This window comes from Aureimonas sp. AU12 (assembly GCF_001463705.1).
In the GTDB taxonomy this organism is placed as follows: Bacteria; Pseudomonadota; Alphaproteobacteria; order Rhizobiales; family Rhizobiaceae; genus Aureimonas.
This window is the reverse complement of record NZ_BBWH01000018.1, coordinates 1-13,659: the sequence shown is the minus strand read 5'-3', so window position 1 is coordinate 13,659 and position 13,659 is coordinate 1. Positions and strand designations below refer to the sequence as shown.

At 70.2% G+C, this 13,659-nt stretch carries 12 protein-coding genes; all 12 read left to right on the top strand.

The genetic code is table 11. The annotated features are described in order from the left end of the window. Window positions 1-54: 54 nt before the first annotated feature. Window positions 55-672 (top strand): endonuclease III, encoded by a 618-nt coding sequence (gene nth / locus AUL33_RS06700; protein WP_062205575.1) that lies wholly within the window; start codon window positions 55-57, stop codon window positions 670-672. A 175-nt stretch (window positions 673-847) separates the two neighbouring features. Then, the gene (locus AUL33_RS22490) at window positions 848-1,423 is read left to right on the top strand and encodes a hypothetical protein (protein WP_192843152.1); all 576 of its coding nucleotides are present in this window, start codon (window positions 848-850) and stop codon (window positions 1,421-1,423) included. Window positions 1,424-1,596: 173 nt separating this feature from the next. Then, window positions 1,597-1,995, top strand: coding sequence for a hypothetical protein (locus AUL33_RS06690; RefSeq protein WP_062205572.1), 399 nt, complete (start codon window positions 1,597-1,599; stop codon window positions 1,993-1,995). Window positions 1,996-2,438: 443 nt separating this feature from the next. After that, on the top strand, window positions 2,439-3,614 hold the full coding sequence (locus AUL33_RS06685; RefSeq protein WP_062205570.1) for an ABC transporter ATP-binding protein: 1,176 nt from the start codon (window positions 2,439-2,441) through the stop codon (window positions 3,612-3,614). Continuing rightward, the gene (locus AUL33_RS06680) at window positions 3,611-4,495 is read left to right on the top strand and encodes a carbohydrate ABC transporter permease (RefSeq protein ID WP_062205567.1); all 885 of its coding nucleotides are present in this window, start codon (window positions 3,611-3,613) and stop codon (window positions 4,493-4,495) included. The genes AUL33_RS06685 and AUL33_RS06680 overlap by 4 nt, the downstream gene beginning before the upstream one ends. Beyond that, a complete protein-coding gene (locus AUL33_RS06675; RefSeq protein WP_062205564.1) occupies window positions 4,488-5,336 on the top strand; it encodes a carbohydrate ABC transporter permease in 849 nt (282 codons plus the stop codon). Before AUL33_RS06680 ends, AUL33_RS06675 begins: the two co-directional genes overlap by 8 nt. Window positions 5,337-5,361: 25 nt before the next feature. Continuing rightward, window positions 5,362-6,597 carry an ABC transporter substrate-binding protein gene (locus AUL33_RS06670; RefSeq protein ID WP_062205561.1) on the top strand — a complete coding sequence of 412 codons (1,236 nt, stop codon included), beginning with the start codon at window positions 5,362-5,364 and terminating at the stop codon, window positions 6,595-6,597. A gap of 650 nt (window positions 6,598-7,247) precedes the next feature. After that, window positions 7,248-7,334: a K(+)-transporting ATPase subunit F gene (kdpF, locus tag AUL33_RS23030; protein WP_062205557.1), complete on the top strand. Its 87-nt coding sequence runs from the start codon at window positions 7,248-7,250 to the stop codon at window positions 7,332-7,334. Between the two features lie 29 nt (window positions 7,335-7,363). Next, complete coding sequence (gene kdpA, locus AUL33_RS06660; protein WP_062205554.1) at window positions 7,364-9,073, top strand: potassium-transporting ATPase subunit KdpA; 1,710 nt, start codon at window positions 7,364-7,366, stop codon at window positions 9,071-9,073. Window positions 9,074-9,186: 113 nt separating this feature from the next. After that, on the top strand, window positions 9,187-11,241 hold the full coding sequence (gene kdpB / locus AUL33_RS06655) for a potassium-transporting ATPase subunit KdpB (protein ID WP_062205549.1): 2,055 nt from the start codon (window positions 9,187-9,189) through the stop codon (window positions 11,239-11,241). Between the two features lie 21 nt (window positions 11,242-11,262). Next, window positions 11,263-11,883 carry a potassium-transporting ATPase subunit KdpC gene (gene kdpC, locus AUL33_RS06650; RefSeq protein WP_062205546.1) on the top strand — a complete coding sequence of 207 codons (621 nt, stop codon included), beginning with the start codon at window positions 11,263-11,265 and terminating at the stop codon, window positions 11,881-11,883. A gap of 148 nt (window positions 11,884-12,031) precedes the next feature. Further along, window positions 12,032-13,659: DUF4118 domain-containing protein (locus tag AUL33_RS06645; protein WP_156419311.1), on the top strand; the 1,628-nt coding region annotated here is incomplete at its 3' end.

The following is a 13,659-nucleotide window of genomic DNA, read 5'->3' as shown; positions in this document are numbered from 1 at the left end:
GGCGCGCTCGATGCCGCGGAGGTCGAGGAGGCGTTCCGCCGGCTGCGGGATCACATGCCCGGCCGCACCGCCACCGCCAAGGGACCGAAGGACCAGCCGGACCCGTTCCGCTCCGCCGTCTCGTGCCTCCTCTCGGCGCAGAGCCGGGACGTCAACACGGCGGCGGCGGTGGACAATCTCTTCGCGCTCGCCACCACGCCCGACGCGATGCTGATGCTCGGCGAAGACGAGATCGCCCGCGCCATCCGCCCCTGCGGCCTCTACAACATGAAGGCCAGAAGCATCCGTCGCCTCTGCACCGCGCTGATCGAGGAGCACGACCGGGTCGTGCCGCAGGATCGCGCCGGGCTGATGAGCCTGCCCGGCATCGGGCGAAAATGCGCCGACATCGTCATGAGCTTCACCTTCGACGAGGACGTCATCGCGGTGGACACGCATGTCGACCGCGTCTGCAACCGAACCGGTATCACCGCGGCCAAGACCGCCGACCGCACCGCCGAGCAGCTGGAACGCCGCGCCCCCGACTGGGCCCGGCGCGACGGGCACTTCTGGCTGATCCAGTTCGGCAAGGCCGTGTGCCACGCCCGCAAACCCGCCTGCGACAGCTGCTTCCTCAACGACCTCTGCCGCTGGTTCTCGGCGACGCGGGCCGGTGAGCCCGGCGCATCGTGATCGCCAGGCGCCCGATCCCGGTTCCGCACGCCGGGGATCTCCTGCAAAGACAGCGAGCCCATAGCGGGATCGGACGGGCGCGGCGAAGGGCTGAACCGAACCTGAACGGCGCCGTTCAGTCTGCCGAGGGCGGCGGGAGCCCATAAGGCGTCATCGAAACAGATCGGTGACAGCCATGAGCGACCACGACGACCACGCCTCCCAGAACCAGACGATCCCGGCGGCCGAGCCGACGGCGAGCCCGGCGGATGGGGCCCATACGATCCCGGCGAACGGGCCGAAGGCGACGCTCCGTCGTCCGCGCTCCCGCCAGGCGATGCTCGGCATCGGCGCGCTCGGCATTCTCGCGCTCGGCTTTGCCGGCGGCGCGGCGGCCTGGAGCGGCTCGCACTGGCGCGAGGTGTCCTTCGACACGGCGATGACCTCGATCCCGATTGCGCAGCTCACCGAGGCGTCTTCGATCGGCATCACGGGTCAGGTCGCGGAAATCTACGGCAACAAGTTCGTGGTCGCCGACGCCACCTCACGGGCCCTCGTCGAGACCGGGCGCGCCGGAGAGAGCGGCGAGCTCGTCGCCGCCGGCGAGACCGTCACGGTGCAGGGCCGCTTCGACGACGGCTTCCTTCATGCCGCCGCCATCCGGCACGCCGACGAGCGCATCGACGAGCTCGATCCGCCGCCGCCCCGTCATGGTCCCGGCCACGGCCCCGGCCCGGCCGGACCGGCCGGCGCCCCCCTCGAGGACCGCTGAGCTCGGCTCGTCTCCAGCTCGCTCCTCCCCTCCGGTTCGGCCGGTTCCGCCCCTTGAGGCCGGGACCGATCGAACGACCCAGCCCCTTTGTCGTCCGGCGAGATCGCTGGCGTCACGGCTTCCCGTCCGCTCCGAAAGGCCCCGGAGCCGACCCGTCCGCAAGGATATGACAGATGATGAAGCAAGCCCTTCTCGCCACGGCATTCGCCGTCGGCCTGACCTCGTTCGCATCGGCCCAGGACGCCCGGGCCCCCGCCCCGCCACCGGCTCCGATGGGTGCCACGGCGCCTGCGCCCGGCGGTGACATGCCGCCGGCTCCGGGCGACATGCCGCCGCCTCCCGGTGCCGGACCGCGCCCGGGCGACCACCGCGGCCCGCCGCCCCCGCCGCCGATGGGCAAGGGTGTGGAGATCCGCATGGGCCGCGACGCCGGGATCCGCATCAACTGCGGCGACGAGGCGATGGAAGCCTGTCTTGCGGCGGCAAGGCCCCTGACGGACAAGATCCCCAACCTGACGATGCAGCCGCCCCGGCCGGCGGGAGACGAGATGCCGGCCCCGACGGCCAACTGACGCAAGCGCCCCGGCGGCCGTTCCGGCTGCCGGGGTTTCCCGTCGTTCCCGGTGTCGGCGAGCATTCGGACCATGAGGGAAGACAGGAGACGACATCCGCAGACGAGGGCGGCCGGCTCCGGGCGCGCGCTCCGTGCTCCGGGATGCAGAGACGGTGATCGGGCGAACCGGAGACCTCGATGAGGGCGGACGCGCGCGTCCGCCGAGTCGTCCCCCTGCAGCCGTCGTCGATGCCATCGATGGAGACGCGGAGGATGCGCCGGCGCCGCCGGTCTGCGAGCGGACGTGGCCATCCGTCGCAAGGCATTGATCGGGCGCCGCAAAGGCTATCTCAATGAAGGAGCGAACCGCTCCCTTCGAGCAGGGATCGGGTGACGTCGACGCGTTCGGGAGTTGGGAATGACGCAGAGGCACCTGAGCAGGTTCGCGAGATCCCGCCGCGCATGAGGGACCCGCCGCAGAGCCTCAGCCTTCGAGGCCTGACCTGCCGATACGGCTCCAAGACCGCGCTCCACGAGGCCTCGTTCGACGTTCGGCCGGGCGAGTTCGTATCCATTCTCGGGCCGTCGGGCTGCGGCAAGTCGACGTTGCTGCGCGCCATCGCCGGGCTGGAGCCGGTCGCGGCCGGCGAAATCCTCGTCGGCGGACGATCGGTCGAGGGCTTGGCGCCCAAGGATCGCGAGGTCGCCTTCGTCTTCCAGTCCTACGCGCTCTATCCGCACATGTCCTGCCGGGACAATCTCGCCGCCCCGCTCGTGATGCGCGAGCTCTCCGCGTTCGAGCGACCGGCGCTCGCCCGCATTCTGTCGCCGGGCATCCGCGCCCGGCATCGCTCGATCCGCGACCGCGTGGAGGCGACGGCGGCGCAGCTCGGCATCACCGAACTCCTCGATCGCCGCCCCGCCGACCTCTCGGGCGGACAGCGGCAGCGCGTCGCGCTCGGCCGCGCCCTGATCCGAGAGCCCCAGCTGTTTCTTCTCGACGAGCCGCTCGCCAATCTCGACGCCGCCCTGCGCAACCGCACGCGCTCCGACCTTCGCGCCCTCCAGAAGCGGATCGGCGCGACGACGCTGTTCGTCACCCACGACCAGTCGGAGGCGATGGCGATCTCCGACCGCGTCGTCGTCATGTTCGACGGCCGGGTCCGGCAGATCGGGACCCCGGACGAGCTCTACCGGCACCCGGTTGATCTCGACGTCGCGCGCTTCCTGTCGCAGCCGCATCTCAACGTCATCGACGCGGAAGCCCTGCGGGCGGCGATCGGCGAACGCACCGCGAGCGGCGACATCATCCTCGCCGGACAGGCGCTCGGCGGCATCGAGGGGGTCGTCGCGTTCCGTCCCGAACATGCCGCCATTCGCCAGCGTCAGGGACCGGGCCTGCCCGGCCTGCCCGTCGTCGTCGATCATGCCGAGCATGCCGGCGTCGAAGCCCATCTCTTCGTGCGCACGGTCGAGGGTTCGGTGGGCTGCGTGATCCGCATTCCCTCCGAAGCCATCGGCCAATGGCCCCCCGGCAGCGAAGGGATCCTGCATTTCGCGCTCGATGCCGTCCATGTCTTTCCCGCAGCCGAGACCGGGCGGGGCGCCGTCGTCTCGCCGCAAAAGGCCGTGGCGTGAGCGCCGCCTTGCGCCATCGACACCGCGTCGGCGCGATGCTCGCCTTTCCGGCCGCCTTCTTCCTCGTCGCGCTCCTGATCGGTCCGTCGATCGCCGTGCTCGGCCTGTCCTTGACCGACTACCAGTTCGGCATGCCGGGCTTCGACTGGGTCGGCACCGCCCAGTACGCGGCGCTGGCCAGCGATCCCGGCCTTCGCAACAGCCTGGCGAACACGGCGGTCTACGTGCTGACGGTCGCCCCGGTGAGCGTTGCCGGCGCCTTCTGGCTCGCCCTCCTGCTTCAGGGGCAGGGACGGCTGCGCCCCCTGTTCCAGACCGTGTTCTTCCTGCCGGTCACCGCGACGCTCGTCGCCATGGCGACCGCCTGGGAGGTGGTGCTGCATCCCTCCTTCGGCATCGCGAACGCGGCGCTGACGCTGCTCGGCTTCGAGACGGTGCGCTTCCTGTCGGATCCCCGGACGGCGCTCGGCACGCTGGCGGTGATCGGCGTCTGGAAGATGCTCGGCTACAACGTGCTCCTGTTCCTCGCGGGCCTCGCCACGATCGACCGGCAGCTCTACGAGGCGGCGGCGCTCGACGGGGCGGATCGCGGCTGGGGCCGGTTCACGCTCGTCACCTTCCCGACGATGGCGCCCGTGACGCTGTTCGTCACCGTGATCACGCTGATCCGGAGCGTCTCGGAGTTCGAGACCGTCGCCGTCCTGACGCAAGGGGGCCCGAGCGGCGCGACCGACATGCTGCTTTATACGCTCTACCAGCAGGCCTTCCGCTATTTCGACGTCGGCGCGGCCGCCGCGCTCGCCGTCGTCTTCCTCGGCGTCGTCGGCCTCCTGTCGATCCTGCAGGTGCGCCTCTTCGACCGGACGGGCTCGCATGGCTGACGGCCGCCGCCCGGGAGCGCCGCGCCTGCGCCGCTGGCTGTCCACCGCCGCGCTCGGCCTTGCGGCGGCGCTGACCCTCATGCCCTTCGTGGTGATGGTCGCGGTGAGCCTCGCCGCGTCCGGCACGGTCTATGACGGATCGTTCCTGCCGAGCCCGAGCCTGGCCGGGGCGGCCGCCAACTACGCCCTAGCGCTGAGCAGCCAGCCGCTCCTGCGCTTCATGCTCAACGGCGCGGTGGTGTGCGGAACGATCCTCGTGCTGCAGATCCTCGTCGCGGCGCCCGCCGGATACGCGCTCGCCAAGCTGCCCTTCCGCGGCCGCTCGCTGCTGTTCGGTGCGGTGGTCGTGGCGTTGATGATCCCGATCCAGGTGCCGGCGATCCCGCTCTATCTGGCGATCGCGCAGGCCGGCCTCCTCAACAGCTACACCGCGCTGATCCTGCCCTTCACCGTCTCGGCCTTCGCGATCTTCCTGTTCCGGCAATTCTTCCTCGGCTACCCCGACGAGGTGCTCGATGCCGCCCGGCTCGACGGGTTTTCGGAGCTCGCCATCGTCTGGCGCCTGATGCTGCCGGCGGCCTGGCCGGCGGTGGCCGCCTTCTCGACGATCAGCGTGATCGCACACTGGAACGATCTCTACTGGCCGCTGGTGGTGGTGACGAGGACCGAGATGATGACCCCGCCGCTCGGGCTTCTCGCCTTCCGCGCCTCGGGCGAGACCACGGGCAATGTCGGCGCGCTGATGGCGGGCGGGGTGATCGTCACCGCACCGCTGGTGCTCGGCTTCCTGTTCTTCCAACGCCACCTCGTGCGCGGCCTGTCCGTGCGCGCGCAGACCTGAAGCCCGTCACTCGAAGGGAACGACCATGAAGACCCTCATCCTGTCCGCGATGCTCGGCCTCGCCATCGCCGCGCCCGCCGCCGCGCAACCCGTCGACCTCACGGTCCTCCACGCCTGGCCGCACCATGCGCAGTGGCAGGGCGAGATCGCGCGCCGCTACATGGAAACCCACCCCGAGGTGAAGATCACCTTCCAGGCGCCCTCCACCGACTACGGCGAGGGTCTGGTGTCGGTGATCCGCCAGAGCCTCGCGGGCGAGGCGCCGGACGTGTTCATGGTCGGGTCGCATCTCCTGCGCAATCTCGTGGCGCGCGGCATGGTCGAGCCGCTGGACGACGTGACGGCGGGCCAGGACATGGCCGCGCTCGGCTACACCGACGCCATCCTCAAGCTGACGCAGGTCGACGGCGTCCAGTACGGCCTGCCGTGGACGAGTTCGACGCCCGTCATGTTCTACAACCGCGACCTCGTGGCGAAGGCCGGCGGCGATCCCGATGCCATGCCGAAGACGTGGGACGCGACGATCGCGCTGGCCGCGAAGATCCAGGCGCTCGGCGGCGGCGTCACCGGCATGTACTATTCGCTCGGCGACGACGACTGGATGACGCAGAACCTCCTCGCCACGAACGGCCTCGCGCCGATTGAGCCCGGCGGCACGCAGATCGCCTTCGCGCAGGAGGGCGCGCGCGAGGCGCTGCGGACCTACCGGCGCTTCTTCGACGAGGGCGGCCAGCAGCCGATCGCCGACAAGGCGGCGCGCCAGGAAATGTTCGCCGGCAAGGTCGGCCTCTACTTCAACTCGACCGCTGCGGTGCGCTCCTTCTCGCGCGAGATCGGCGACCGCTTCGCCTGGGGCACCGCGGAGATGCCCGTGCTGAAGGACGGCGGCGGCGTGGCCTCGGGCGGCATGGCGGCGGTGATCCTCACCGACGACCCGGCCAAGCGGGCCGCCGCCTTCGACTACCTGCTCTTCGGCACCAGCCCGGACATCCAGGCCTTTGTCGTGGAGCAGACCGGCTACATGCCCTCCAATGCGAAAGCCGTGGCGACGCTGCGCGGCTTCTACGACGCCAATCCGAGCTTCGAGACCAGCGCCCGGCAGATCGGGCGCGCCTTTCCGTGGTTCGCCTGGCCGGGCCAGAACGGCGTGAAGATCAGCCAGACCGTGCTCGACGACATGACGGCGATCGGCAACGGCGCAATGACGCCGGACGCGGCCGCCGCCGCGATGACGGACCGGATCGCGCCGCTGCTGAAATGAGGCGGGAGGTCGGGACCTGGCGGGACGGTCCCGCCGGGTCCGGCGTTTCGACTTGGGTTCAAGCCTCGGTTTCCGAACCCGTGCGGGGCTGTGTCGGTGGCCGGACGGCGATCGCTCGACCCCGCCTTCTCCGAAGGCGCAGACCGAAGCTGGCGCGGGGTGCGGCTTCGAGACATGTCGGTGGCGCGGCGACCTGCAGTCCGGACCCGAACGCAGGATCTTCGTGATACGCCGGACCTGATGGGGCAAAGACCCCACTGATAACGAAGTTGCATCCGATCTTCCAAACGGCAGCCGGCCAGACGAAGACGGCTGTCGGGGCTGCCCTGCGCACCGCACCGGTTCTCTTTTTACCGCATGATGACGGATCCACCGCCCGATCCGGGACAGGGTTGCGCGCCGTTCGATGAACGCCGCGAACGGGCCAGCCCGGACGTGTCGCGGTCAGCCGACCAGCTTGGCAGCAGCCGCGCGACGAAGGCCCAGCGGTCCCGAAAACTCGTATGGATCCTTTATGCCGATCGGGTCCACTTGGTGAGCCGTCCCCAAAGGAGGGCTCATCCATGTTCGATCTTCTCTATCTGGCCACGGGGCTGGGTTTCTTCGCGCTGATGGGCGCCTACGCGCGCTGGGCCGGGCAGGCCTGACGCGTGTTCGATCTCGTCCTCGGCGGCGCCGTCGCGCTCGCACTCGCCGGCTACCTCGTGTTCGCCCTCGTGCGACCCGAGCGGTTCTGACCCCTTCCGATTCTTGAAAGGCAGGTGCCATGACGCTCATGGGCTGGCTGCAGATTCTCGTCATCCTCGCGGCGGTGCTCGCCGTCGCGATCCCGCTCGGCGCCTTCATGGCGCGTGTCTTCGCGAACGAGCGCACGTTCCTCACGCCGATCCTCGGCCCGCTCGAGCGCGGCTTCTACCGTCTGGCCGGCATCGATCCCGGCAAGGAGCAATCCTGGCTCGGCTATACGCTGGCCATGCTCGCCTTCAACGCGGGCGGCTTCCTTCTTCTCTACCTGCTCCTGAGATTCCAGGGCGCGCTGCCCCTGAACCCGCAGGGCTTTTCCGGCCTGACCCCGCATCTCGCCTTCAATACCGCCGTGTCCTTCGTGACCAATACGAACTGGCAGAGCTACGGCGGCGAGACGACGATGAGCCATCTCAGCCAGATGGCCGGCCTCACCGTGCAGAACTTCCTGTCGGCGGCGACCGGCATGGCGCTGGCGGTGGCCCTGGTGCGGTCCTTCGCGCGCTCGGGGGCCAAGACCGTCGGCAACTTCTTCGCCGACATGACGCGGGCGACCCTCTACATCCTCCTGCCGCTCGCGGTCGTCACCGGCCTCTGGCAGGTCTCGATGGGCACGCCGCAGACGCTCCGCGCCTCCGCCACCGTCCAGACGCTGGAAGGCGCCGAGCAGACGCTGGCGCTCGGGCCCGTCGCCTCGCAGCTCGCCATCAAGCAGCTCGGCACGAATGGCGGCGGCTTCTACAACGCCAACTCGGCGCACCCCTACGAGAACCCCTCGCCGCTCTCCAACGCGCTGACGATCTGGCAGATGCTCGTGGTCTCCACCGCGATGGTCTTCGCCTTCGGCCGCGTCATCGGCGACCGGCGGCAGGCCGTGGCGATCCTCTCGGTCATGGCGCTGCTCCTCGTCACGGGCGTCGGCGTCGCCTATTGGGCCGAAAGCGCGGGAACGCCGATCCTCGTCGGCGCCGGCCTCGACCCTTCGGGCGGCAACATGGAGGGCAAGGAGGTCCGCTTCGGGATCGCGGCGTCCGCGATGTTCGCCGCGGTGACGACGGGTCTCTCGGACGGCGCGGTCAATGCCATGCACGGCTCCTTCACGCCGATCGGCGGCATGGTGCCGATGGTCCTGATCATGCTCGGCGAGATCCTGCCGGGCGGCGTCGGCTCGGGCCTCTACGGCATTCTGGTCATCGCGATCGTCGCGGTCTTCGTCGCCGGCCTGATGGTCGGGCGCACGCCCGAATATCTCGGCAAGAAGATCGAGGCGAAGGAGATGAAGATGGCGATCCTCGCGATCCTGATCCTGCCCGTGGCGATCCTCGGCTTCTCGTCGGTCGCGGCGGTCCTGCCGGCCGCGCTGGCCGGCCTCGGCAATGCCGGGCCGCACGGGCTGTCGGAGATCTACTACGCCTACACGTCGGCGGCCGGCAACAACGGATCGGCCTTCGGCGGTCTCTCGGCGAACTCGCCCTGGTGGAACACGACGCTCGGCCTCGCCATGCTCCTCGGCCGCTTCGCCACCATCGTGCCGATGATGGCGATCGCCGGATCGCTGGTCGCCAAGCCCCGGCTTGCCCCCTCCTCGGGCACGTTCCCGACGCACACGCCGCTCTTCGTCGGACTTCTCGCCGGCATCATCCTGATCCTCGGCGGGCTCCAGTTCTTCCCGGCGCTCGCCCTCGGCCCCATCGCCGAGCAGGTGCAGATGCTCGCCGGCCAGACCTTCTGACGACCCCGGATCGTCCGACGATCACAAGGCCCCGCCGCCCCGGCGAGGCCCCATCCCCCCTTTTCCTCTCTTATCCCTCGGCCGCGTGCGGCCGCGTCCAAGGACCCACTCCCATGGCTGCCAAAGCCGCCACGTCCACCTTCCGGCCCGATCTCGTCGGCCGAGCCACCGTCGATGCCTTCAAGAAGCTCAATCCGGCCGCGCTCCTGCGCAATCCCGTGATCTTCGTCACCGAGGTCGTCGCCGCCGTCGTCACCGTCCTCTTCGTGCGCGACGTCGCCCTCGGCAACCCGCTCCTCTTCACCGGGCAGATCACCGCCTGGCTCTGGTTCACCGTGCTCTTCGCCAACTTCGCCGAGGCGATCGCCGAGGGGCGCGGCCGGGCGCAGGCCGACAGCCTTCGCAAGGCCCGCACCGACACGCTGGCCAGGAGGCTGGCGAACCCTCGAGATCGCGCGGAAGTCCAGTCCGTGTCGGCGCTGGATCTCAAGGTCGGCGACTTCGTCCTCGTCGAGACCGGCGACCTCGTGCCCGGCGACGGCGAGATCGTCGAGGGCATCGCCTCGGTCAACGAGGCCGCGATCACCGGCGAATCCGCGCCCGTGATCCGCGAGGCCGGCGGCGACCGCTCGGCCGTCACCGGGGGCACCACCGTCGTCTCCGACTGGCTGGTGGTGCGCATCACCGCAGCGCCCGGCTCCTCCTTCCTCGATCGCATGATCGCGCTCGTCGAAGGCGCCGAGCGCCAGAAGACGCCGAACGAGCTGGCGCTGACCATCCTCCTCGTCGGCATGACGCTGATCTTCCTCGTCGCCGTCGTGACGCTGACGGGCTTCTCGGCCTACGCGCAGGCCGCCATCTCCGTGCCGATCCTGATCGCGCTGCTGGTCACGCTCATTCCGACGACGATCGGCGGCCTTCTCTCGGCCATCGGCATCGCCGGCATGGACCGGCTCATCCGCCACAACGTTCTCGCCATGTCGGGACGGGCGGTGGAGGCGGCGGGCGACGTCGACACGCTGCTTCTCGACAAGACGGGCACGATCACCTTCGGCAACCGCATGGCGTCCGAGTTCGTCGCCGTCGAAGGGGTGAGCGAGACCGAAGCCGCCGAGATCGCCGTCGAGGCCTCGCTCACCGACGAGACGGCCGAAGGGCGCTCGATCCTCGTGCTCGCCCGGGAGACGTACGGCATCGTCGTGCCGGAGGCGCCCCCGGCCGACGCCACCTTCATCCCCTTCTCGGCCTCGACCCGACTGTCGGGCGTCGACAGGGGCGGCAAGACCATCCGCAAGGGTGCGGTCGACGCGATCCGCAGGTTCGTCCGAGAGAGCGCCGGACGCGAGGTTCCCGAGCCGCAGGCCTTCACGGCCGCGGTGGAGCGCATCGCCAAGTCCGGCGGCACGCCGCTGGGGCTGGCCGAGAACGGTAGGTTCATCGGCGTCATCCATCTCAAGGACGTGGTGAAGCCCGACATCAAGGAGCGCTTCGCCGAGCTTCGGCGCATGGGCATCCGCACGGTGATGGTGACGGGCGACAACCCGGTGACCGCCGCCGCGATCGCATCGGAAGCCGGCGTCGACGACTTCATCGCCGAGGCGACCCCGCAGGACAAGCTGAACTACATCCGCAACGAGCAGCGCCAGGGCCGGCTCGTCGCCATGTGCGGCGACGGCACCAACGATGCGCCCGCGCTGGCGCAGGCCGATGTCGGCGTCGCCATGCAGACGGGCACGCAGGCCGCGCGCGAAGCCGGCAACATGGTCGATCTCGACAGCGACCCGACCAAGCTTATCGAGATCGTCGGCATCGGCAAGCAGCTCCTGATGACGCGGGGCGCGCTGACGACCTTCTCCATCGCCAACGACGTCGCCAAGTATTTCGCGATCATTCCGGCGCTGTTCATCGCCGCGATCCCGCAGCTCGGCGTCCTCAACGTGATGGGCCTCGCCTCGCCGCAAAGCGCGATCCTTTCGGCCGTCATCTTCAACGCGCTCGTCATCGTGGCGCTGATCCCGCTGGCGCTGCGCGGCGTGCCCTACCGCCCGATGGATGCTGCGACGGTGCTTCGGCGCAATCTCCTGATCTACGGCCTCGGCGGCATCCTGGTGCCCTTCGCCGGCATCAAGCTCATCGATCTCGCCGTCTCCGCCATCGGCCTCGCCTGACCCCTCCCAAGGAGAACACACATGGTGTCCCAGATCCGCGCCGCGGCCACGCTCCTCGGCCTCCTCACCGTCCTGCTCGGCCTCCTCTATCCGCTCGCGATGACCGCCGTCGCCGGAGCCGTCTTTCCGGGCGAGGCGAGCGGCAGCCTCGTCTCGCGCGATGGGGTGGCCGTCGGCTCCTCGCTGATCGGCCAGTCGTTCGCGCAACCAGGCTACCTTCATCCCCGTCCGTCGGCGGCGGGCACCGGCTACGACGGATCGGCATCGTCGGGCACGAATCTCGCCCCGACCAGCGCCAAGCTGGCCGAGCGCCTCACCGCCGACGGCGAGGCGATGAGGCAGGCGACGGGTGCCGCCGTGCTCCCCGCCGATGCCATCACCACCTCCGGCAGCGGCCTCGATCCCGATATCTCGCCGGCCTTCGCAGCCATCCAGGTGGCTCGCATCGCCGCCGCCCGCGGCGTCGCCCCCGATACCGTGGAGCGGATCATCACGGAGAGCATCACCCGGCGGACCCTCGGCATCCTCGGCGAACCCCGCGTCAACGTCCTCGCCGTCAACATGGCCCTCGATGCGCTGGCGCCCGCTCCAATGCCGCAAGGCGAGACGCCCACGGCCTCGGCCGCGACGCCGGCCGGCTGATCGGCAGCCGGCTGATCGGCAGCCGGCTGATAGGCGGCCGGCTGATAGGCGGCCGGCCGGCGATGAGAAACGAAGGGCGCCGCGCGGGCGCCCTTTCGCGCGTCGGTGTGGACAGGACGAGCGAAGCCGCGCATGGAACGGACGGATCATGACCAGGGACGAGACACCCCGCGCCTCCGCCGATGCCCTTCTCGCCCATGCCGAGCGCGAGGGGCGCGGCAAGCTGCGTCTGTTTCTGGGCGCCGCGCCCGGCGTCGGCAAGACCTTCGCCATGCTTCAGGCCGCGCGGGCCGCGAAGCGGGCGGGGCGCGACGTCCTCTTGGGGCTCGTCGAGACGCACGGACGGGCCGAGACGGAGGCGATGATCGCCGACCTCGAGGTGCTGCCCCGCAAAGGCGTCCCGTATCGGGGCCGTCTGGTGCCCGAGTTCGACATCGACGTGGCACTGGGGAGAAAGCCCTCGCTTCTCCTCGTCGACGAATACGCCCACTCGAACGTGCCGGGATCGCGGCACCCCAAGCGCTGGCAGGACGTTGCCGAGCTTCTGGAGGCCGGGATCGACGTCTGGACCACGATGAACGTCCAGCACGTCGAGAGCCTCAACGACGTGGTCCAGCGTATCACGGGCGTCAGGGTCCGCGAGACGGTGCCCGACACGACGCTGCAGGTGGCCGACGAGATCGTGCTCGTCGACCTGCCGTCCGACGAGCTGATCCGCCGGCTCGCCGAGGGCAAGGTCTATGTCGAGGACACCGCGACGCGCGCGACGCAGAACTTCTTCAAGCCCTCCAACCTCACGGCGCTGCGCGAGCTGGCGCTGCGGCAGGTCGCCGCGCGCGTCGACAGCGACCTTCTGGAGCGCATGCAGGGCGGAGCGATCGAGGGACCGTGGGCGGCGGGCGAGCGCCTGCTCGTCTGCCTCGGGCCGAACGATGCCGCCGAACGGCTGGTGCGCGGCGCCAAGCGCCTCGCCGACCTGCTCGACGCCCCGTGGTTCGCGCTGACGATCGAGCGTCCGGGCGTCACGCTGAACGAGGCCGAGGCGACGCGCCTCGAGGCCGCCATGCAACTGGCCAAGACCCTCGGCGCCGAGACCCAGCATCTCGTCGGGTCCGACCTGCCGGCCGAACTCCTGCGCTTCGCACGGTTCGAGAACGTCACGCAGATCGTCGTCGGCAAGGCGCGGCGCAAGGGATCGTGGCGCCCGTGGCCGGGACCAAGCCTGGCGGACGCGCTGGTGCGGCGCGCGTCTGGGGTCTCGATTCACGTGCTGACGGAAGACGCGGAGGTCGCCGCGGCGGCGCGGCGGCTGCCGGGCGCGGGCTCGTTTGCCGGCTATGCGGCCGCGGCCGGCTGCGTGGCGGCGGCGACCCTTCTGGGCACGCAGATGCTGCGCTTCGTTCCGCTACCGAACCTCTCCATGCTCTACCTCCTCGCCGTGCTCGTGCCGGCGATCGCCTACGGGGTCTGGCCGGCGGTCTTTGCCTCCTTCCTGTCGTTTGCGGCCTACAACTTCTTCTTCATCGACCCGACCGGCAGCTTCAGCGTGGCGCGTCCGCACGAGGTGCTGGCGCTCGCCATCTTCCTCATCATCGCCGTCTCGATCTCGGCGGTGGCGGGCCAGGCCCGCGAGCAGATGCGGGCGTCGGCGGCGCGCACACGGGCCGCCCGCCGGCTCTACGCCTTCACCCGCGGGCTCTCCGCGCTGCCGGGGGCCGAGCGGGTGATGGAGGCGGCGACCACCGAGATCAACGCCGCGATCGGCCGGGCCTGCGT

Coding starts and splice junctions, on each gene's coding strand:
- kdpC (WP_062205546.1), top strand. CDS start 11,263: ATGGTGTCCCAGATCCGCGCCGCGGCCACGCTCCTCGGCCTCCTCACC.
- AUL33_RS06690 (WP_062205572.1), top strand. CDS start 1,597: ATGATGAAGCAAGCCCTTCTCGCCACGGCATTCGCCGTCGGCCTGACC.
- AUL33_RS06670 (WP_062205561.1), top strand. CDS start 5,362: ATGAAGACCCTCATCCTGTCCGCGATGCTCGGCCTCGCCATCGCCGCG.
- AUL33_RS22490 (WP_192843152.1), top strand. CDS start 848: ATGAGCGACCACGACGACCACGCCTCCCAGAACCAGACGATCCCGGCG.
- AUL33_RS06685 (WP_062205570.1), top strand. CDS start 2,439: ATGAGGGACCCGCCGCAGAGCCTCAGCCTTCGAGGCCTGACCTGCCGA.
- kdpB (WP_062205549.1), top strand. CDS start 9,187: ATGGCTGCCAAAGCCGCCACGTCCACCTTCCGGCCCGATCTCGTCGGC.
- kdpA (WP_062205554.1), top strand. CDS start 7,364: ATGACGCTCATGGGCTGGCTGCAGATTCTCGTCATCCTCGCGGCGGTG.
- nth (WP_062205575.1), top strand. CDS start 55: ATGCCCGGCCGCACCGCCACCGCCAAGGGACCGAAGGACCAGCCGGAC.
- AUL33_RS06675 (WP_062205564.1), top strand. CDS start 4,488: ATGGCTGACGGCCGCCGCCCGGGAGCGCCGCGCCTGCGCCGCTGGCTG.